Below are 19,302 nucleotides of genomic sequence, written 5' to 3'. Positions count from 1 at the left end.
CTCAGGCGACGGGGTCACGATCGCCCCGGGCGAGTCTGGGTTTGCAGTTGCAGCCTGTCCTGCGGGAAAGGTCGCCACAGGCGGAGGCTACGACACCTTCCCCCGCGGTTTTCGGGCCGAGGCTGAGCGCTACATCCAGGCAACGTTCGAGTCGCCCAGCTCGTGGACGGTCCGAGGCCTCAACGAAGGCTCAGAGCCTGTCTCCTTGGTCGCGTACGTACTGCGCTGAGGCTGCTGATTGACTTCCTCCTCCTCGTGAACGAGGAGGATTCCTACGGCTCGCGCCGTGGGGTTTTCTGTTTCATCGCCGACTGCCCGCCCGGAGAACTCCGTTGAGGTCTTACACCGGCTCCACAGACCGTCGCCGCCAGCCCGGCGGCCAGGAGGTTGTTCGCCGCGTTCACGTCCCGGTCATGGGCCATCCCGCAGGTCTCGCACGTCCAGGTACGGACGTTGAGCGGCAGCCTCTCCTGCAGGGTGTCGCAGGCGGAGCACAGCCTGGTGGAGGGGAAGTAGCGGTCCACCGCGATCACTTCCCGCCCGTACCAGGCGGCCTTGTACTCCAGCATCGAGCGGAACTCACGCCAGCCCGCATCCGAAATAGCCCGGGCGAGCGGACGGTTCCTGACCATGTTGGTCACGGTCAGGTCCTCGATCACGAGGGTTTGATTTTCACGCACGAGCCGAGTCGTCAGCTGGTGGAGCAGGTCCCGGCGCCGGTCGGCGATCCTCGCATGGATCCTGGCGACCCGACGGCGGGCCTTGTCCCGGTTCGCCGAGCCCTTGGCCTTGCGGGACAGCTCCCGCTGCGCCTTGGCCAGCCGGGCCCGGTCACGGCGCTCATGGCGGGGGTTGGCGACCTTCTCCCCGGTGGAGAGGGTCAGCAGGTGGTCCAGACCGACATCGATGCCGACCGCTGCGTCCGTGGCGGGAAGTGGCTTCACGGACGGGTCTTCGCACAGGATCGAGACGAACCAGCGCCCGGCCGCGTCCTGCGACACGGTCACCGTGGACGGCGCCGCCCCCTCAGGGAGCGGCCGGGACCACACGACGTCCAGCGGAGCCGCCATCTTCGCCAGCGTCAGGGCGCCGTCCCGGATACGGAATCCGCTGCTGGTGTACTCCGCCGACTTCCGCGACCTCTTCCGCGACTTGAAACGCGGGTACTTCGCCCGCTTGGCGAAGAAGTGGGTGAACGCACTCTGCAGGTGCCGCAACGTCTGCTGCAACGGCACCGACGACACCTCGTTGAGGAACGCCAGCTCCCCGGTCTTCTTCCACGCCGTCAACATCGCCGAGGTGGCGTGGTAGTTGACCCGCTCCTGCCGCGCCCACGCCTCAGTCCGGGCGGCGAGCGCCAGGTTGTAGACCTTGCGCACGCAACCGAACGTCCGCAACAGCTCCGCCGCCTGCACATCACTCGGATAGAAGCGGTATTTGAACGCCCGCTTCACAGGGTTCACGGCCACGCCCACAACTTAGCCAGACCGCGGGTAGCGATCAAACGTGCCGGTCAGGGCACTGCTATCCGCCCTGGCAGCGCATCCCAGCACCATCCCCTGCTCCGCAGGAGCTTCGATTCCTCCCCCGGCTGAAGCCAGGGGTATCCACGAAAAGGATTCCGATGACCCCAATTGCGCTGACGGGCTCGAGGTCAGGGCCACGCTCTTGCAGGAGCGGGCCAGGTGAGACGCCTGGTCATCAAGGTGATGGCAGCCCAGGCGATGGGGCTTGTCGAAAATCCTTGGTCCGACGAATTCACCGTGGTCACCTACGACAGGCGCGGCAACTCCCGCAGCCCCCGCCCCAGCGGGTGGGAGACCACCTCTGTAGTTGAGCAGGCCGACGACGCCGCAGCACTTCTCACCGCGCTCGCGCTTGCTCCCGCCGCCGTGTTCGGCAACAGCTACGGGGGGATCACTGCCCTCGACCTGCTCATCCGCCACCCTGGCGTCGTCAGCCGCGCCGTCCTGCACGAGCCCATCCTCGTCTCAGTCCTGGAGAACCCAGGCGAGGTCCAGGCCGTTGTGGGGTCGGTCGTCGAAGCGGGCATGGCTGCTGGGGGGCCTCAGGAAGCCGTAGAGCACTTCATCCGATTCGCCGCGGGCGACGACAACTGGGATCGCCTGGACCCGGACCTGCGCCACAGGATGGCCTCAAACGGGGAGACCCTCTTCAACGTCGAGATGGGCACCTTCGAGTCCTACCGCCCTGACGACGCGACGCTCGCCGGCATCACCACCCCTACCCAGGTCCTGGTCAGCCAGGAATCAGCGGATTTCTTCGACGAGGCCGCTGCCTGGCTCGCCGCCCGACTCGCGGTCGAGGTAGTGCAGACCCCGGGCACACACACGCCCCAGTGGGATCAACCCGAGGAACTCGTCCGCACCATCAGGCCATTTTTGCGCGGACCCTCGTAGTTGCCGATCGCAGAGCCAAGACCGGTGCGAGACAAGGGGGATCTCAGTGTCGCTGAGATCCCCAGGCGCCCTCGTCCTCCCGCCTGACGGCGGCCATGCCGCACCTGGCGGGCGTCGCGATAGAAGACATACGAGCCGAAGGCGGCGGCCTCCGTATCAGCGCCTCGGGGTCCACGACGATCCATCTGACCGTCCGACGGTTCCGGTGCGAACTGCCGTCCTGCCCGCGAAGGACCTTCGTGGAGCAGGTGGATGTGCTCAATTTCCGGCACGGTCGCCGCAGCCAGCTGCAGCAAGACATGCTCACCGCGATCGGACGCTTCCTCGCCGGACGGCCGGCGCCCGGCTGGCAGCCATGGTGCACTGCCGCGTCTGCTCCAACACCCTGCTCGACCGGGTGCGTCGGCTGCCTGCCGAGCCGCCGGAGCGAAGTCCCCGCCTGTTGGTCGTCGACGACTTCGCTCTCAAGCGCGGTCATGTCTACGGCACTGTCCTGATCGACATCGAGAACGGCCGTGTCGTCGACGTGCTGCCAGATGGTGCCGCCGAGACGTTCACCGCCTGGAGATCGTGTCCCGTGACCGCGCGAGTGCGTCTGCCGAGGCGATCCGGGCGGCCGCGACCCAGGTCGCCGAACAGGTTCCAGTGCGCGATGAGGCAGCTGGAACCCGGCGCCCATACGGCGCGACACACAGCGTCTGCCTCATGATCGATAGAGGAATAGGGCATGAGGAATTCTCCGCTGTTGTTCCCATTGCCGCAGAATGCGATCAAGGTCGTTCGGTCCTAGCGTGTTAAAAGGTCCATGGGAGTGAAAGTGCCGGTGCGTACTTGCTGGCAACACCGATGAGCCGGCGCTTGCGCGAACGAACACAGGCTCACCTGCAACTGTTGGCCCGTGCTGTCGGGACAGGGGCGTGGCCCGTCTATGTGTGCTGGTAAGCCTCACCTCCTGCAGTCGGTTGAGGAGGCGTCCCGTGGATCCCATGAAGGGGTAGCGAGCCGCATACGAGTCCGCCGCTGAGCACCGCTTCTTCGACCTGCTGCCGGTGGACGGTCCGCTGCCCCGTCATCGCGATATGGAGGACAAGATGACTGCAATCGACGACAAGCGGGCCCAGGTTCCGTGGATCGGCTCCCCGTTCGACGCGGGTGCCGGAAGCCATGAAGGGCCGAACCCTGACGGGCGCGGCACGTCGCGCGACTTCGAGCACGGATCCATCTACTGGTCGCCGGACACGGGGGCGCACGAGGTTCACGGGGACATCCGGGTGAAGTACGCCCAACTTGGAGGATCCAGCGGACTCATGGGATATCCCGCGACGGACGAGCTGGGGTGCCCAGACAGCGTCGGACGCTTCAACCACTTCCAGGGTGGCTCAATCTACTGGACCCCGCAGACCGGCGCCCACGAGGTCCACGGAGCCATCCGCGACCTGTGGTCAAACATGGGTTGGGAGGGCAGTTTCCTCGGCTATCCGGCGGGCGACGAGGTAGGCACGGGAGACAGTCGCTCCAGTCGGTTCCAGCACGGGCACATCAGCTGGTCGCTCGCGAAGGGGGCCGTCGCGCACCGCAGCACCCTCATCGACTGACCAACGGCGAAGGACGCCTGGGACGGCGTTCCGAGGCTCGGCCTTCAGCGGTTCACCCGGTGTTGCGGGCAATTGCCCGGTTCACGTGTTCTTGGTGGCCGGTACGTTCGCGGCCAGGGGAGGGGTGAGGGGCCTCCTGGACCGAAGGACTGCAGTCCGGGCCCGTGCCGCCTCCCAGCCCGGGACGGGATCGCGCGCTCCGACGAGCAGGACGCCGCCGCGAGCTGGAAGACGACGTATGGCCATCCCCGGCTGATGGCGTTCGTCGGCCACGGCCCGGGTGGGAGCGGGGAGCTGGTGGCTGAGGTGCTGCGGCCGGGGAATGCCGGGAGCAACACCGCTGCCGATCACATCGAGGCCACGCGAATGGCCCTGGCCCAGCTGCCCAAGCGGTATCGATGCGGGCGGCAGACCCTGATCCGCTGCGATTCCTGCGGCGGTACGCACGAGTTCGTGGCCAGAGCGGAAACTCGGTTACGCGAGCAAGAGGTTAGACAACTCCCCCCTGCGTGGCGACGGTTGGGGGAGAAGCCGCTGACCGAATCAGGTGCAGGCCCGACCGTGAAGCCGTCGCCGTGGGACCGGTGGCGAGGCCTTGAGTGCATCGGGCGGTCATGCGGCTCTCCCCGCGCTCACCGATTCCCGCCGCTCTCCTGCGGCAGGCGGTGGGTGCGGACCACGTCGGCGTACCACCGCGCGCTGGACTTGGGGATGCGTTTGCCGGTCGGGTAGTCGACGTAGACGGCACCGAAGCGCTTGCTGTAGCCGTAACCCCACTCGAAGTTGTCCAGCAGAGACCACAGGAAGTAGCCCCGGACGTCGACGCCGGCCACGATCGCCCGGTGCACGGCTGACAGGTGGCCGTGGAGGTAGGCGATGCGTTCGGGGTCGGCTACCTCGCCTTCCGGGTTCACGTAGTCGTCGAACGCGGCCCCGTTCTCGGTGATCACCAGAGGCATCGTGGGGAAATCTGTATCGAGTCGCGTCAGCAGGTCGTACAGACCGCTGGGGTCGACCGCCCAGCCCATCGCGGTGGTGCTGCCCGGCGGCCGGTGGAAGGCGACGTTGTCGGCGCCCGGCCAGGGGCTGTGCTCGCTCGCGCCGTGGCCGTCGGAACCATGGCTGGCCTCGCCGGTGGCCGCGGAGACGAGCGTCGGCGTGTAGTAGTTGACGCCCAGGAAGTCCAGCGGCTGGTGGATGGTGGCGGTGTCGCCGTCCCGTACGAAGGACCAGTCGGTCAGACTCGCCGTGTCCTGGAAAAGGTCCTGGGGGTATTGGCCTTCCAGCAGCGGGCCGGTGAAGACACGATTGGCCAGTGCGTCGATCCGCCGGGCCGCGTCGACGTTCTCGGCTGCCTCGGTCAGCGCGCGGACATGATGAATATTGAGCGTGATGGACGCCTGAGCGCGGGCGGGCAGTTCGGCGCGCAGGGCCTGTACGGCCTTGCCGTGGGCGAGGTTGAGATGGTGCGCCGCGCGCAGGGCCGCGACTGGGTCGGTGCGCCCGGGCGCATGGACGCCTGAGCCGTATCCGAGGAAGGCGCTGCACCAGGGCTCGTTGAGGGTGATCCAGGTTTTCACCCGGTCTCCCAGCGCATGTGCCGCCAGGGCCGCGTAGTCGGCGAACCGGTCGGCGGTGGCGCGCTCCGGCCAGCCGCCGGCGTCCTCCAACTCCTGCGGCAGGTCCCAGTGGTACAGCGTGACGACCGGTTCGATGCCCTTTTCCAGCAGTGCGTCGGTCAGGGCGCGATAGAAGTCGAGCCCCTTTTCGACGGCCGGGCCGCGGCCGGTCGGCTGCACGCGTGACCACGACAGGGAGAACCGGTAGGCGCTCACTCCGAGGTCGGCCATGATGTCGACGTCCTCGCGCCAGCGGTGGTAGTGGTCGGTGGCGACGTCGCCGGTGTCACCGTTGCGCACCTTGCCGGGCGTGTGTGAGTAGGTGTCCCAGATCGAAGGTGTGCGTCCGTCGGCGGAGGCGGCACCCTCGATCTGGTACGCGGCGGTCGCAGTGCCCCAGGTGAATCCCTGCGGAAAGGTGCGGACGGCGATGTTCTGCGGGGCGGGCGCGACGCGTCGGGTTGCGGTGCTCACGGGGGTCCTTCCAGGTGGCTTGCGGGGAGGGGGAGGCGAAGCGGGGTGGGGGCGTCGAGGGGCCGCGGCAGCGGGGGGTCGGCACGGCAGTCATCCCTTGACCGCTCCCTGCATGATTCCGCCGACGATCTGACGGCCGAAGACGATGAAGAGGGCGAGCAGTGGCAGCGTGCCCAGCAGCGCGCCCGCCATGATCAGCGACTGGTCGCGCACGTATCCCGCGCTGAGCTGGGTGAGGGCGACGGGCACCGTCGGATTGGTCATGTCGAGCACGATGAAGGGCCAGAAGAAGTCGTTCCAGGCGTGCACGAACGTGATCATGAACAGTACGGCCATGGGAGGCCGGGCGATCGGCAGCACGATGCTCCAGAAGATGCGTAGGGAGTGCGCACCGTCCACCCGTCCGGCCTCGACGAGTTCGTCGGGCAGCGCTTCGGACAGGTACTGCCGCATGAAGAACACGCCGACGGCGCTGACGAGGGTGGGGAAGATGACGGCGGGCAGCTTCTGGCCCCAGCCCAGTTCCGTCATCATCATGAACAGCGGTACGACGCCCAGTTGGGGCGGCACCATCATCGTGCCGATGACGAGCATCAACAGGATGTTGCGGCCCTTGAAGCGGAGTTTGGCGAACGCGAAGCCGGCGAGGGTGGCGAACAGGACCGTGGACAGGGCGATCACGCCGGCCACGATCAGGCTGTTGAGCATGGCCTTGCCCAGCGCGGCGTCCTGCCAGGCCTTGCCGAGGTTCTCCAGGAGATGGGGGCCGGGCAGGAACGGCGGAGGCGTCTGGGTGACGCGCGTGTTGTCGGTCGAGGCCGCCACCATCGTCCAGTAGAGCGGGAAGAGCGAGAACAGCGCCGCGATTGCCAGCAGGATGTAGGCGACGGGACCCGCGTGGTGCTGGCGTCCGGCGCCCGGATGCCGGAACAGTTGCCGGCTCCGTTTGCCGGGCGGGGTGGCCTTGCGGGTTTTCCGCTCGGTCCCGGGGCGTGCGTCCGTCGTCTGGACCGGGATGCTGTCTGTGGTCATGGAGATCTCCCGGTCAGGTCCTGCGCGTGATGACGCGCTTGACGATTCGTTGGACGACGAACACGAGAATGAGCAGCAGGAACATCGCCCAGGCGACCGTGGCGGCGCGGCCCATCTGGTAGTTCTTCCAGCCCTCCTCGTACAGCAGCAGACCCAGCGTCTGGTACTGGTTGTCGGCTCCTCCCGTGATGCCGTTCGGGCCCTGGCCGAAGATCAGGGGCTCACCGAAGAGCTGCGTGGCGCCGATCGTGGACAGGACGATGGTGAACACGATGGTGGAACGGATGCCGGGAACGGTGACCTTCAGGAACTGTTGCCACCGTGAGGCGCCGTCGATGGCTGCGGCCTCGTAGCGGTCGCGCGGGATCGCCTGCATCGCCGCGAGGTAGAGCAGCGCGTTGTAGCCGGTCCAGCGCCAGATCACGATGGAGGAAATCGCTGTCTGCGCGGCCCACTTGTTGTTCTCCCAGTCGAGGTTGTCGACACCGACGAGGCTCAACATCCAGTTGATCATGCCGAAGTCACGTTCGAAGAGCATTGTGAACACGAGGGCAGCGGCGCCGACCGACGTGGCGTACGGCGTCAGGGCGGCGACGCGGAAGAACGTCGAGCCGCGCAGCTGGTAGTTGAGCAGGTGCGCCAGTCCGAGCGCCATCAGCAGCTGGGGCACGGTCGACAGGACGCCGATGGTGAAGGTGTTGAGCAGCGCGTTCCAGAATCGGTCGTCGTCCCACAGCGCCGTGTAGTTGTCGAAGCCGACCCACTCCATGAGGTTCAGGGTCGACAGTTCGACGCGGTGCAGCGAGATCCACGAGGTGTAGATGAGCGGGTAGAAGCTGAAGGCGGCGAACACGATGAAGAACGGGGCGACGAAGGCGTACGGGGCGCCCCGGACGTCGAGGCGGTGCAGCAGCGTGCGGCGCCGCTGACGCTCCGCGCCGATGCCGGGCGCACCGTCGGGGGGTGTCGAGGTGGAGATGGCCACCGGAAGGCGTCCTTCCTGGAGGGGGAGAGGCGGGCAGGGGCCCGGCGACCCATGGGGGCCGTGCGTGGGGCGCCGGGCGGCGGCGGGCAAGGGCCCCAGGTCAGCCGGCGGCCTTCTCGATGCGCTCGTCAGTGGTCTTCCACGCGTCGTTCGGGCTCTTGTTCTGGGCCTCGATCAAGGTCAGACCCTGCGAGAAGATGTCCTTGATGGTGCCGTCCTTGCGGCCGAGCACCTGCTCGTCGGGGATCTCCTGGGCCGCGGCGCCGAAGATCTTTCCGATGGGCGCGCCATTGAAGTAGTCCGACGTGGCATCGACGACTGCGGGCATCTCCAACGCGGTCTGCGACGAGGGGAAGTTGCCGATCTTCTCGAAGAGGTAGGCCTGCTGCTCGGGGGCGGTGAGCCAGGCGACGAGGTCCTGCGCTTCCTTCTTGACGGGGCTCTTCTCCATCACACCGAGGAACGATCCGCCCCAGTTGGCGCCCTTGGGTGCCTTGGCGACGTCCCACTTGCCCTTGTTCTTCGGTCCCGCCTTCTCGCTGATGTGCGCGAGCATCCATGCCGGGCAGACGGTGCTGGCGAAGGTGCTGTTGGCCAGGCCGGGGTCCCAACCGGGCTGGAACTGGCGGAGTTTGGCGGTCAGATCGGACGTGGCCGCTTCGGAGGCCAGCTTCCACGCGTCCTTCACGACAGGGTTGGTGGCGTAGATCAGCTCGCCCTGCTTGTCGTAGAACTGCTGGGAGTTGCCGTAGATCATGGCGTTGAACAGCCCGCTGGAGCTGTCCATGAAGGCGACCTTGTCGTCCTTCGAGTCCTGCTTGAACCGCTTGCCCGCGTCGACGTACTTCGACCAGTCGCCCTCCCACAGCTTGGCGACCTCGTCGCGGTCGGTGGGCAGTCCGGCCTGCTCGAAGAGGTCCTTGCGGTAGCAGACCGCCATGGGGCCGATGTCGGTGCCGAGGCCGATGACCTTCTTGTCGGCGGCGGTGACCTGGCTCTGCTTCCATGGAAGGAAGTGGTCCGTCCCGGCCACGCCGGCCAGATCGACGAACTTGTCCTTCTGGGTGTCGGACAGTTCCTTGGCCCGACCAATTTCTATGCCCTGGATGTCCTTGAGTCCGCTGCCTGCGGCCAAGTGGGTCTGCAGGGCGGTGTAGTACGTCTGTTCATCGCCCGCGACGTCCGCCTTGATGATGACGTCCGGGTGTTCCTTCATGTACTTGTCGAGCAGACCGGTCTCCTTGAAGCCCATGACGCCGAAGAGCCCCATGGTGATGGTGACCTTGCCGTCCTTCTTGCCTCCACCGGTCCCTCCGTCGCTGCCCCCGCAGCCCACGACCAGGCCGAGAGCCGACGCGAGGGACACAGCGGCCACGGCTTTCGTACGCAACGTCCTTCGGAACTTGTTCATTTCGTCCTCCTAGCGGCGGCGCTGACGCACCGGAGTTCGCGCCCCGCGGTCCGCCCCGCAGGCACGATTTGTCCGGTGGGTACGTTCCCAATCGACGGTGGGAACGTACCCACTCAAGAGCCCGCAGCCTGGCCGCCACGAAAGGCGTCTGTCAAGAAGTTGAATCCACTTCGTTGCCGAAAGATGTCGCGAGCCCGCACCCGGGCCGCGCGGGCGCTCTCCTCAGATCTGGCACAATGCGCAGGTGAAAGCCGTCCAGGCATCGCCGAGCGAGGGAGGCGTCATGGGGGAGAGGCAACGCCCGACCATCATTACCGTGGCCGCGCGCGCCGGCGTCGGACGCACCACGGTTTCACGAGTCATCAACGGCTCCGAGCTCGTCAGCGATAAGGCGAGGGCCGCCGTGCTCGCCGCCATCGCCGAACTCAACTACGTCCCGAACTCGGTTGCCAGGGGGCTGGTGACGAGCCGGACGAACTCCGTGGCCCTGGTGATCCCCGAGTCGGAGAGCAGACTGGGCTCCGAGCCCTACTTCTCGGCGGTCATCCGCGGTGTCAGCACCGCCCTCGCGGAGACCCGCACACAGCTCCAACTGGTGCTTGTCCGCGACCAGGCCGAGCGGGACCAGCTCACCGAGTCCGTCGCGGAACGGCGTGTCGACGGGGTGCTCCTGGTCTCTGTCCACGAGCACGACCCGCTGCCGGGGCTGCTCGAGGACATGGGACTGCCCACGGTGCTCGCCGGACGCCGTTCCCCCGACGAGTCGCTCAGCCACGTGCACTCCGACAACACGGGCGGAGCCGCGACGGCCGTCAACCACCTGCTCGCGCGGGGGCGGCGCACCGTCGCCACCATCAGCGGACCGCTTGACATGGACGTAGCGCGCAGCAGGCTCCAGGGATGGCGTGAGGCCCTCGAGAAGGCGGGCCACCAGGCCACGGACCGACTCGTGGCCTCGGCCGACTTCACCGAGGAAGGCGGCGAGGCGGCGATGCGTTCACTCCTTGAACGGGTTCCCGAGCTCGACGCCTTGTTCGTCGCCTCGGACGTCATGGCGGCGGGGGCTCTGGCGGAGCTGCGCAGGCAGGGGAGGAGTGTCCCCGACGACGTGGCCGTGGTCGGATTCGACGACTCCATCATCGCCCGGCACACCAATCCACCCCTCAGCACCGTGCGTCAGCCCGTCGAGGAGATCGGCGCCATGATCGGACACATCCTTCTGGAAGAGATCGGCGATCCCAAGAGGCCGCGTCGGCGCGTCACGCTTCCCACTGAGCTCGTCGTACGCGAATCGTCATGAGTCCATCAGGGGGTGCTGGTGAGCCACCTGCTCGCACACCCCGAACGTCGGCCTGATCTGTCTGGCCACGGTGCGCTGGCGCGAGCATCAGCGCGGCGACCGGTGGGCCGGTCACCGCAAGGTCATCAACGGGATCCTGTACCGACTGCGCACTGGGGTGCCACGGCGGGATCTACCTGCGCGTTCCGGTCCATGGAGGACAGCGTACGAATGGTCGATGGTGGGCGTCGATTCGGCCTCCTGCCGGCCCCATCAGCACGCCCCCGGCGCTCGTAGGAAACCGCCTCGAGCGCCGGGGAAAGACGCACACCCCGGCAGCACCGCCCCGCCGAGGGACTCGGACGCTCCCGGGGCGGCCTGACCTGCAAGATCCACCTCGCCGGTGAGGGTGGGCGCCGCCCGCTGGCCCTGCTGATCACTCCGGGCCAGTGGGGCGACGCTCCGCAAGTCATCCCGGTCATGGAACGCATCCGTGTTGCCCGACTCGGCGGCGGGCATCCACGCACGCGGCCCGACCATCTCGGAGGCGAGAAGGCGCACTCCTCCCATAGCAACTGTCGCTACCTGCGACGACGCCAGATCAAGCACACCATCCCCGAACCGAAGAACCAGCGGGCCAACCGCCAACAAAGGGGCAGCAAAGGCGGCCGACCCGCAGGCTTCTTGATCAGATGCTCTCCAAGCTTGACTCTGCTCTCGCGACTCAGATGGGCGATGCCCGCAGCATCCGCCCACACGCAACCGGCCGCAGCCAGCGCACACCACGGCGTACGCGGCACACACGACGCACCCGCGCCACCGAAAGCGTGGCGCAGACGGCCGTCGGCTGGTCACACAAGGTGATCAGCCGCCGATGACGCCAGCAGTGTGACGTCGGGCCGCAGCCGCAACCGAAGCAGGCCTCGCGGAGCTCTGGACCAGTAATCCGCACAACACCCGCTGGGAGACAGAGATGACCCCCTGGAACAACGAAGACCTCAGTTCCTGCGCCTACGCCGACCCCTACGCCGCGCCGGACTCCCATGACAACACCTGGCCGGCTCCCGACCAGGCCTGCGACGACCTGGACTACTTCCTGCCGCCGCCCAACCCCGCCGAACGCCTCAACTGGATCCTCGACCCGCGCGATGAGCGGCGTCTTGCCCTGAATGCGACGCTCACCGCCGCCGGTATCCCCCCGATGCCGGAAGACCGCGCGGTCATCGACCAGCTCAGCGCCCTGCCGGCAGACGTCAGCACCGTCCTCCAGCGCTGGCTGCACCACGCCCTGTGAACCCGGGGAGGGGCCCGCGACCGTGCGCGACGCGCTGCATCGGGATGTGATCGGCCCGATCACTGCCCCGGCCCGGTCGGTCCAGCGGCAGCCAGGACGCCGCTTTGACTGAGCTTGTCCCCTTCCAAGCGCGGGCCCGAGACGGTCATTTGACCCGGTGGGGCGTCGGGGGAGAGCAGTGTCAACAGGGCGGCTGGACCGGCCTCGCCCGCGCCTTCCCTCGCTGCCGGGGACTGCCTTGCGTAATGCCTCTCTACCGGGGCTGGTCGTTCACGTTGTCCTCGATCAGTTCCCGGGTGCGGCGCAGCAGAGCTTCCCGTACGTCGTCCGGTGACAGGACCCGTAGTGGTGTGGCCAGGCTGAGGAGGTATTTGGCGAGCCCGTCCGCGTCGGGGCCGCCGATGTCGACGATCGTGGCGTCGGGACCTTCCGGGCGATGGGTACCGACCGTCTGTGGGATCAGCCGCAGCGCCTGGTCCATGGGCAGCGGGAGGCGGATCGTCACGTAGAGCGGGTAGGCCCCGGTCGCGATGGAGTGGGAAACAAGCACGGCCGGGTCGGGTGGGTCGATGAGCTCCACTGGGCGCCCGGTCGGCTGTATCTGACCAACTCTGTCGGCCCGGAAGGTACGCCACTCGTCCCGCGTCACGTCCCGGGCGACGAAGTACCAACGGCGTCCCGTGTGCACCAGGCGGTACGGGTCGACATCCCGGAGCGTGGCGTTCCCCTCCCGATCGCGGTACGACAGGCGGCAACGCTCGCCCCGGCGACACGCGCCGGCCAATTCCAGCAGCATGCCGGGCGCGATCTGCGGCGCGTCGGGCCTTGTGGTGTGAACAAAGGCGGCGTCCATTTCGCCCAGCCTGTCCGCGATCCGGCGCGGCAGAACCTGACGCAGTTTCAGCAGCGCGGACAGCGCGGCCTGGTTGCCGCCGAGGACGCCGCTGAGGGCGGCCTCGCGCAGCCCGACGGCCACGGCGAGTGCCTCCTCGTCATCGAGGATCAACGGTGGCACCCGGGCTCCGGCGCGGAGGCGGTAACCGCCCCATGGTCCGGGGTCGGACTCGACTCCGTAGCCGAGTTCCCGGAGCCTGGCGATGTCCCGCCGCACCGTGCGCTCGGTGACTGCCATGTGGTCGGCCAGCTCGCCGCAGGTCCACGACGGTCGTGCGGACAGTAGCGAGACCAGTCGCAGGAGACGGGCGGAAGTGCTGATCACCTCTGAAGTCTCCCGCATGACCAGGACCGAATCTGTCCTGGTCCCGTCATAGCGTCTTCCTCATGACTACTGGAAACACGACCGCACCCGCGATCCGCTACGCGGCCGTCACCTTCGACTGCCCGGATCCCGCCGAAATGGCCCGCTTCTACGGGCAAGCCCTCGGCCTGCCCGTCGCCTACTCCAGCGACGACTTCATCCTGCTCGGCCAGGAGGGCTCTGCCGGACTGGGGTTCAACCGGCTGACCGACTACAGGCGTCCCACCTGGCCGGACCCATCCCAGGAGAAGCAGGCACACATCGAACTGGGCGTCGACGACCTGGAGTCCGCGCAGGCTCACCTGCTGGCCCTGGGTGCTGTCGAGCCCCCGACCCAGCCCCAGCCCGACCGGTGGCGGGTTCTGCTGGACCCCGCCGGCCACCCGTTCTGCATCACCACCCTGGTCTGAACATGATCGGCAGACTGTTGACTTCCTCCTCCTCGTGAGCGAGGAGGATTCCTACGGCTCGCGCCGTGGGGTTTTCTGTTTCATCGCCGACTGCCCGCCCGGAGAACTCCGTTGAGGTCTTACACCGGCTCCACAGACAGAAACCGCCAGCCCGGCGGCCAGAAGGTTGTTCGCCGCGTTCACGTCCCGGTCATGGGCCATCCCGCAGTTCCCGCACGTCCAGATACGGACGCTGAGTGGCATCCTCTCCCGCACGCTGCCGCAACCGGAACACAGCCTGGTGGAGGGGAAGAAGCGGTCTACGGTGATCACTTCCCGCGCGTACCAGGCGGCCTTGTACTCCAGCATTGAGCGGAATTCACGCCAGCCCGCATCCGCAATGGCGCGGGCGAGCGGACGGTTTTTGACCATGTTGGTCACGGTCAGGTCCTCGATCACGAGCGTTTGATTTTCACGCACGAGCCGAGTCGTCAGCTGGTGGAGCAGGTCCCGGCGCCGGTCGGCGATCCGCGCATGGATCCTGGCGACGCGACGGCGGGCCTTGTCCCGGTTCGCCGAGCCCTTGGCCTTGCGGGACAGCTCCCGCTGCGCCTTGGCCAGCCGGGCCCGGTCACGGCGCTCATGCCGGGGGTTGGCGATCTTCTCCCCGGTGGACAGAGTGAGGAGATGGTTGAGGCCGACATCGATACCGACCGCCGCGTCGGTGGCGGGAAGCGGCTCGATACCGGGGTCTTCGCACAGGATCGAGACGAACCAGCGCCCGGCCGCGTCCTGGGAGACGGTCACCGTGGACGGCTTCGCCCCCGCAGGGAGCGGCCGGGACCACACGATGTCCAGCGGGTCCGTCATCTTCGCCAAGGTCAGCCGGCCGTTGCGGATACGGAATCCGCTGGTGGTGTACTCCGCCGACTTCCGCGACCTCTTGCGGGATTTGAAGCGCGGGTACTTCGCCCGCTTGGCGAAGAAATGGGTGAACGCGTTCTGCAGGTGCCGCAGCGTCTGCTGCAGCGGCACCGAGGACACCTCGTTGAGGAACGCCAGCTCCTCGGTCTTCTTCCACGCCGTCAGCATCGCGGAGGTGGCGTGGTAGTTGACCCGCTCCTGGCGTGCCCACGCCTCGGTACGGGCGGCGAGCGCCAGGTTGTAGACCTTGCGGACGCAACCGAACGTCCGCAACAGCTCCGCCGCCTGCACATCACTCGGATAGAAGCGGTACCTGAACGCCCGCTTCACACGGTTCACGGCCACGGCCACAACTTAGCCAGACCGCAGGTAGCGATCAAACGTGCCGGTCAGGGCACTGCGATCCACCCTTGAGGCGCATCCCAGCTCCATCCCCTGCTCCGCAGGAGTTTCGCTTCCTCCCCCGGCTAAAGCCGGGGGTATCCACGAAAGATTCCGATGACCATGACCGCGCATCCGGGCAAGGGCGGCGAACTCGCCGCTGTCCTGCTGAGGGTCGCGGAAAGGCTGCACGGCTTCCCTGCCTGTGAGATCTACCTGATCAGCCAGGGCACGGCAGACCCGGACACGGTGCACGTCACCGAGGTCTGGCGGGACGACGCCAGTGCGCAGGCCGCTCTTGCCGCTCCGCCGTCCACCGACGGTCCCGGCCCCGCAGAAGTCCTCGCGCTGCTGTCGACCCCACCGCACCGCACGGACGTCGCTGTCCTGGGCGGAGTGGGCCTCCCCGCTGCCGACGGACAGCCCTGACACGCTTCTGGCTGCATGAACGGCTCGCTCGGAGGTCATTCATGCAGCCGGGGCGCGTACGACCGGCCCCGGCATGCCTGTTGCGCCGCTGATGATGTGCGCGCTGACTACCCGGCACGGCAGAACGATCGGATAGTTCGCCTTCTCCGCATGGATGAATGGGCACACACGAGTGGCCGTCCCGGCCCGGTCGAAGCGGCTGGCGGTACCGGACTTCGAGATTTCGGCCCGCTCGACGCCGGCGATCTGGCCCCGCCTCAGGCAGGGCCGGTCTCGTAAGGAAACCCAGCCTGGCCATCTGCATCGGCATCAGCCTTGAAACCGTCGCCAGCCCCCTGCCCAGCACCGCCCCCGCTCGCGGTCACGACTCACTCTGGAAACGCCGCACTGCAGCGTCTGTCTGCCGTGTTCCGGCCGCGCCCCGTGCTGGGTTCACGCGCTTAAGCTTGGTCCAGCCGGTCCAGCCTCGCTTCGTCAACAGTTCGATCAGCCGACGGGCCGGCGGCAGGGTGTCGAACACATGGGTGTCCAGCAGCTCGGCGAACGGTGACTCGATGCCGGTGTCGTCGACGTAGAACTCGCCCTGGTCGTCGGCCATCTGCGTGATGTAGGTGGCCAGCTTGTCGGCCAGTTCCTCCAGTCGTGGGTCGTCGTCGGTGCGGTCGAGAGCTTTGCTCAGGGTGAGATAGAAGTCGGTGATCTGCGGGTCGGTGATCTGTTCTCGCTTGCGTGCCATCCACTCCGGGACTCGCTCGGGTGAGCGCGCGGCCAGCGGGATCCAGCCGTCGCGCTCGACCTGGACGATCCGTTCGTCGACCCCGAGCGCCCGCAGCCGGTCAAGGTACTCGACCACCTCCTGGGGCAGTGCCAGGCTGTCTCCGGCGGCGAGGCGGGCGATCCGCTCGCGGTGCCGCTGCCGCTCCCGGATCTCCGCCCGCAGCCGCTTGTCGATATCGGCGACTGCCGCGGCGAACTCCTCCGCATCGGCCTGCAGCAACTCTCGCACGCGCGCCAGCGGCACCCCGGCCTCGGCCAGGGTCCGGATCTTGACCAACTCGACCACGGCGCCGGCGCCATACCTCCGATAGCCCGAGTGGTCCCGCTCCGGCTCAGGCAGCAGACCCTTGGCGTGATAGTGCCGCACCGCGCGCACCGTCACTCCGGCATACGACGCCAGCTCGCCGATCGTCAGCATCAGACCAGTCTCCTAGTGCGCAGCCCGGGTCCGGTAGAGACGCCGCGACCAGAGGTAGCCGACCAGCCCGATCACCTCACAACAGCCGATGGCCCAGAGCACGTCGGAACCATCGGGCGCCCCGGCCAGCAGACCGCGGAAAGCGTTCATGATCGGCGTGAACGGCTGGTACTCGGCGAACCACCGCAGCCCGGTCGGCATCGACTCCACCGGCACGAATCCGCTGCCCACGAACGGCAGCATGATGAAGATCATCGGCCAGTTACTCGCGGCCTCCGGGGTGGGGCTGGCCAACCCCAGCGCCACGGTGAACCAGGTCATCGCGAACGACAGCAGCGCGAGCAGCCCGGCAAGGCCCAACCACTGCATCGCCGAAGCGGCACTCTCCAGACCGAGCAGGAACGCCACCCCGAAGACCGTGGCGAGGGCCAGCGCAGTCTGGACCATCGCGCCCAGCACATGGCCGGTGAGCACTGACACCTTGGCGATCGGCATGGTCCGGAACCGGTCGATGATTCCGCCTGTCATGTCGGTGGCGACCGAGACCGCGGTGCTGATGGACACGCTCGACACCGCCATCACCAAGATCCCGGGAGTGATGAACGTCAGGTAGGCGCCGCGGTCCCCCGCCGGGGCTCCGGACAGACCGGCACCCATCGTGGCGCCGAAGACGTAGACGAACAGCAGCAGGAACAGCAGCGGCAGGCCGATCAGCATCAGCGTCTGCGACGGGTACCGGGCCATGTGCTTCAGGTTGCGGCGCAGCATGGTCGCCGAATCGCGGACGGCATACGTCGCGCTATTCATGCCGGCACCTCCTCGGGGGACTCGTCGGCGGTGGAGTGGTCGGTCAGAGCCAGGAACACGTCATCCAGGTCGGCGGTGTGCACGGCGAGCCCGGTGACCGCGTTGTCGTCGATCCCGGCCAACAGCCGTCGCAGCGTGGTGAGGCTGCCGTCGTGCGGCAGGGTCAGGGTGAGCGCCGCGGTGTTCGGGGTCGCCTCGGGGAACCGGCGCGCCAACTCGGTCAGCCGTTCGCTGTCGGCGGCCTGGAGCTGGACATGACCGCCGGGGACCAGCCGCTTCAGCTCGGCCGCGGTGCCCTCGGCGACCAGCCGGCCCCCGTCGAGCACACCGATCCGGTTGGCCAGCTGGTCGGCCTCCTCCAGGTACTGGGTGGTGAGGAAGACGGTCGCCCCGTCGGCCACCAGCTCCCGCACGATCCCCCACAGGTCACGGCGGCTGCGCGGGTCGAGACCGGTGGTCGGCTCGTCCAGAAAGATCAGCCGCGGCCCGGCCACCAGGGTCATCGCCAGGTCCAGCCGCCGCTTCATACCGCCCGAGTACGTCACCGCGCGCCGGTCGGCGGCATCAGCCAGGTGGAACCGCTCCAGCAGCTGCTCTGCCACGCTCTGCGCATGGCGCCGGTCGAGGTGGCCGAGGTCGGCCATCAGCCGCAGATTCTCCCGCCCGGTCAGTAACTCGTCCACGGCGGAGAACTGCCCGGTCACTCCGATCGACGCACGCACCTGGTCTGCCTCACGGCGTATGTCGTAGCCGGCGACCCGAGCCTCACCCGCATCTGCGGGCAGCAATGTGGACAGGATCCGCACTGTGGTGGTCTTGCCCGCCCCGTTGGGCCCGAGCAGGGCGTAGACGGTGCCTACGGGGACGCTCAGGTCGACTCCGGCGACCACCTCGTGGCCGCCGTACGACTTGCGTAGCCCGGCGACCTCAATCGCACTGGTTCTCGTCGTCATGCCGACCATGCTGAGAGGTTGCCCCTGCGTCAGGGTCAACTGTTGCCGCTACGCGGCCTCGCCCACGCGGGGCGTCGGCCTCTGCCTCACACCAGCCACGGTCGACTGTCGTACGACCGCGCCAAGTACCTGGTCAAGTACGCCAAGGAGCACGACCGCCCACGGGCCCGGAGAAGGCCGAACCAAGCGCGGCCGGACAACGCCCTCCTGGGGCGCGTCCACCCGGTTCACGTACCTTCAGCGCCACCGGGAACTGCGCGGCCAGCCGCAGGCGGCACAAACGCGCGGCAAGACGGCCGTCGCTCGCGATCGACCGCAGCCAGAGCGTCAGGCCGGTGTCCGGATCGATGCACAGCCGCGCATGGGCCCCTCTCGTCGGTTCAGGGCCTCAGCTGCACAATGATCAACCGGTGCTCATGTTCGGACGGTCCAGGAGGATGTGAGTGAGCAACAGTGGGGCTCACGCAGCGGGCTTCTTCCGGGAGGTCGCCCGGACTCGCACCGTGTGGTGGGTGCGAGACGACGACGGCAGTCCCGCCCCGCTCTCCACTTCCGGACAGCCAGCCTTTCCCTACTGGTCGTCACAGACCCGCGCACAGCGAGCCGCTCAGCTGTGGGGTCCTCAATTTCGTGCGGTTTCCATGCCGCTGGATCATTGGCGAAGGGCGGCCTTGCCGGACCTCGCCAGGGACGGCTTGCGGGTAGGGATCAACTGGAGCGGACAGCGCCTGACCGGATGGGACTTCACTGCCGGTGAAGTCGTCAATCGACTCGTCCACGCACTCAGCGAGCCGCCCCACGATCAATAGATCCGGTCCAGCGACGGTTCGCCAAGTGGCTGCGCGGAATCCCGGGGT

Annotated in this window: 17 protein-coding genes and 2 pseudogenes; 9 read left to right on the top strand and 10 right to left on the bottom strand. The window is 67.7% G+C overall.

The genetic code is table 11. From position 1 onward, the window contains the following. Nucleotides 1-272: 272 nt before the first annotated feature. Nucleotides 273-1,469 (bottom strand): RNA-guided endonuclease InsQ/TnpB family protein, encoded by a 1,197-nt coding sequence (locus OHU89_RS01650; protein WP_405639106.1) that lies wholly within the window; start codon nt 1,467-1,469, stop codon nt 273-275. A gap of 216 nt (nt 1,470-1,685) precedes the next feature. Here OHU89_RS01650 and OHU89_RS01645 point away from each other — a divergent pair, with 216 nt between their 5' ends. From OHU89_RS01645 to OHU89_RS01635, 3 genes and pseudogenes are all read left to right on the top strand, one after another. Continuing rightward, the gene (locus tag OHU89_RS01645; RefSeq protein ID WP_405639104.1) at nt 1,686-2,420 is read left to right on the top strand and encodes an alpha/beta fold hydrolase; all 735 of its coding nucleotides are present in this window, start codon (nt 1,686-1,688) and stop codon (nt 2,418-2,420) included. Nucleotides 2,421-3,511: 1,091 nt separating this feature from the next. Next, entirely contained in the window at nt 3,512-4,015 is a 504-nt protein-coding gene (locus OHU89_RS01640) for an LGFP repeat-containing protein (RefSeq protein WP_266898500.1), read from the top strand. A 189-nt stretch (nt 4,016-4,204) separates the two neighbouring features. Continuing rightward, nucleotides 4,205-4,474: pseudogene (locus OHU89_RS01635) on the top strand (transposase); the annotation flags it as partial. A gap of 173 nt (nt 4,475-4,647) precedes the next feature. On the opposite strand, the gene OHU89_RS01630 reads toward OHU89_RS01635, so the two are convergent. The 4 genes from OHU89_RS01630 to OHU89_RS01615 form a co-directional block, all read right to left on the bottom strand. After that, nucleotides 4,648-6,108, bottom strand: a complete 1,461-nt coding sequence (locus tag OHU89_RS01630; protein ID WP_405639101.1) for a GH1 family beta-glucosidase — start codon at nt 6,106-6,108, stop codon at nt 4,648-4,650. A gap of 90 nt (nt 6,109-6,198) precedes the next feature. After that, entirely contained in the window at nt 6,199-7,140 is a 942-nt protein-coding gene (locus OHU89_RS01625; RefSeq protein WP_405639099.1) for a carbohydrate ABC transporter permease, read from the bottom strand. Between the two features lie 13 nt (nt 7,141-7,153). Next, complete coding sequence (locus tag OHU89_RS01620) at nt 7,154-8,125, bottom strand: carbohydrate ABC transporter permease (RefSeq protein WP_405639097.1); 972 nt, start codon at nt 8,123-8,125, stop codon at nt 7,154-7,156. Nucleotides 8,126-8,225: 100 nt separating this feature from the next. Continuing rightward, entirely contained in the window at nt 8,226-9,536 is a 1,311-nt protein-coding gene (locus OHU89_RS01615) for an extracellular solute-binding protein (protein WP_405639095.1), read from the bottom strand. 283 nt (nt 9,537-9,819) lie between these two features. On the opposite strand from OHU89_RS01615, the gene OHU89_RS01610 reads away from it, so the two are divergent. The 3 genes and pseudogenes from OHU89_RS01610 (at nt 9,820) to OHU89_RS01600 (ending at nt 12,109) form a co-directional block, all read left to right on the top strand. Next, nucleotides 9,820-10,836: a LacI family DNA-binding transcriptional regulator gene (locus OHU89_RS01610; RefSeq protein WP_405639093.1), complete on the top strand. Its 1,017-nt coding sequence runs from the start codon at nt 9,820-9,822 to the stop codon at nt 10,834-10,836. Nucleotides 10,837-10,927: 91 nt separating this feature from the next. Further along, nucleotides 10,928-11,499, top strand: a pseudogene (locus tag OHU89_RS01605) (transposase); the annotation flags it as partial. Nucleotides 11,500-11,788: 289 nt separating this feature from the next. Continuing rightward, on the top strand, nt 11,789-12,109 hold the full coding sequence (locus tag OHU89_RS01600; RefSeq protein WP_405639091.1) for a hypothetical protein: 321 nt from the start codon (nt 11,789-11,791) through the stop codon (nt 12,107-12,109). A 253-nt stretch (nt 12,110-12,362) separates the two neighbouring features. On the opposite strand, the gene OHU89_RS01595 is transcribed toward OHU89_RS01600, so the two are convergent. After that, on the bottom strand, nt 12,363-13,328 hold the full coding sequence (locus OHU89_RS01595) for a helix-turn-helix transcriptional regulator (RefSeq protein ID WP_405639089.1): 966 nt from the start codon (nt 13,326-13,328) through the stop codon (nt 12,363-12,365). Between the two features lie 62 nt (nt 13,329-13,390). Here OHU89_RS01595 and OHU89_RS01590 point away from each other — a divergent pair, with 62 nt between their 5' ends. Next, on the top strand, nt 13,391-13,777 hold the full coding sequence (locus OHU89_RS01590; protein WP_405639087.1) for a VOC family protein: 387 nt from the start codon (nt 13,391-13,393) through the stop codon (nt 13,775-13,777). Between the two features lie 51 nt (nt 13,778-13,828). Here OHU89_RS01590 and OHU89_RS01585 read toward each other — a convergent pair whose 3' ends face one another. Continuing rightward, on the bottom strand, nt 13,829-15,025 hold the full coding sequence (locus tag OHU89_RS01585; RefSeq protein WP_405639085.1) for an RNA-guided endonuclease InsQ/TnpB family protein: 1,197 nt from the start codon (nt 15,023-15,025) through the stop codon (nt 13,829-13,831). Nucleotides 15,026-15,184: 159 nt separating this feature from the next. Between OHU89_RS01585 and OHU89_RS01580 the strand changes: the two genes are divergently transcribed. Then, a complete protein-coding gene (locus tag OHU89_RS01580; protein ID WP_405639083.1) occupies nt 15,185-15,490 on the top strand; it encodes a putative quinol monooxygenase in 306 nt (101 codons plus the stop codon). Between the two features lie 361 nt (nt 15,491-15,851). Here the strand turns inward: OHU89_RS01580 and OHU89_RS01575 are convergent, their stop codons facing one another. From OHU89_RS01575 to OHU89_RS01565, 3 genes are read right to left on the bottom strand one after another with little or no spacing between them, the layout of a single operon-like run. Further along, complete coding sequence (locus OHU89_RS01575; protein WP_405639080.1) at nt 15,852-16,685, bottom strand: MerR family transcriptional regulator; 834 nt, start codon at nt 16,683-16,685, stop codon at nt 15,852-15,854. A gap of 12 nt (nt 16,686-16,697) precedes the next feature. Further along, the gene (locus OHU89_RS01570) at nt 16,698-17,492 is read right to left on the bottom strand and encodes an ABC transporter permease (RefSeq protein ID WP_405639078.1); all 795 of its coding nucleotides are present in this window, start codon (nt 17,490-17,492) and stop codon (nt 16,698-16,700) included. Further along, nucleotides 17,489-18,445, bottom strand: a complete 957-nt coding sequence (locus OHU89_RS01565) for an ATP-binding cassette domain-containing protein (protein WP_405639076.1) — start codon at nt 18,443-18,445, stop codon at nt 17,489-17,491. Before OHU89_RS01565 ends, OHU89_RS01570 begins: the two co-directional genes overlap by 4 nt. Nucleotides 18,446-18,888: 443 nt before the next feature. On the opposite strand from OHU89_RS01565, the gene OHU89_RS01560 reads away from it, so the two are divergent. Then, complete coding sequence (locus tag OHU89_RS01560) at nt 18,889-19,254, top strand: DUF2750 domain-containing protein (protein WP_405639074.1); 366 nt, start codon at nt 18,889-18,891, stop codon at nt 19,252-19,254. Nucleotides 19,255-19,302 lie beyond the last annotated feature (48 nt).

The sequence above is a fragment of the Streptomyces sp. NBC_00019 genome, from assembly GCF_045041015.1.
Lineage (GTDB): Bacteria > Actinomycetota > Actinomycetes > Streptomycetales > Streptomycetaceae > Streptomyces.
The sequence above is the reverse complement of the archived record's forward strand: the minus strand, read 5'-3'. Positions and strand labels throughout refer to the sequence as shown.

Bases quoted from the DNA above. Each gene is read 5' to 3' on its own strand.
- OHU89_RS01610 (WP_405639093.1), top strand. From the start codon at position 9,820: ATGGGGGAGAGGCAACGCCCGACCATCATTACCGTGGCCGCGCGCGCC.
- OHU89_RS01600 (WP_405639091.1), top strand. From the start codon at position 11,789: ATGACCCCCTGGAACAACGAAGACCTCAGTTCCTGCGCCTACGCCGAC.
- OHU89_RS01590 (WP_405639087.1), top strand. From the start codon at position 13,391: ATGACTACTGGAAACACGACCGCACCCGCGATCCGCTACGCGGCCGTC.
- OHU89_RS01615 (WP_405639095.1), bottom strand. From the start codon at position 9,536: ATGAACAAGTTCCGAAGGACGTTGCGTACGAAAGCCGTGGCCGCTGTG.
- OHU89_RS01625 (WP_405639099.1), bottom strand. From the start codon at position 7,140: ATGACCACAGACAGCATCCCGGTCCAGACGACGGACGCACGCCCCGGG.
- OHU89_RS01575 (WP_405639080.1), bottom strand. From the start codon at position 16,685: ATGCTGACGATCGGCGAGCTGGCGTCGTATGCCGGAGTGACGGTGCGC.
- OHU89_RS01640 (WP_266898500.1), top strand. From the start codon at position 3,512: ATGACTGCAATCGACGACAAGCGGGCCCAGGTTCCGTGGATCGGCTCC.
- OHU89_RS01570 (WP_405639078.1), bottom strand. From the start codon at position 17,492: ATGAATAGCGCGACGTATGCCGTCCGCGATTCGGCGACCATGCTGCGC.
- OHU89_RS01565 (WP_405639076.1), bottom strand. From the start codon at position 18,445: ATGACGACGAGAACCAGTGCGATTGAGGTCGCCGGGCTACGCAAGTCG.
- OHU89_RS01580 (WP_405639083.1), top strand. From the start codon at position 15,185: ATGACCGCGCATCCGGGCAAGGGCGGCGAACTCGCCGCTGTCCTGCTG.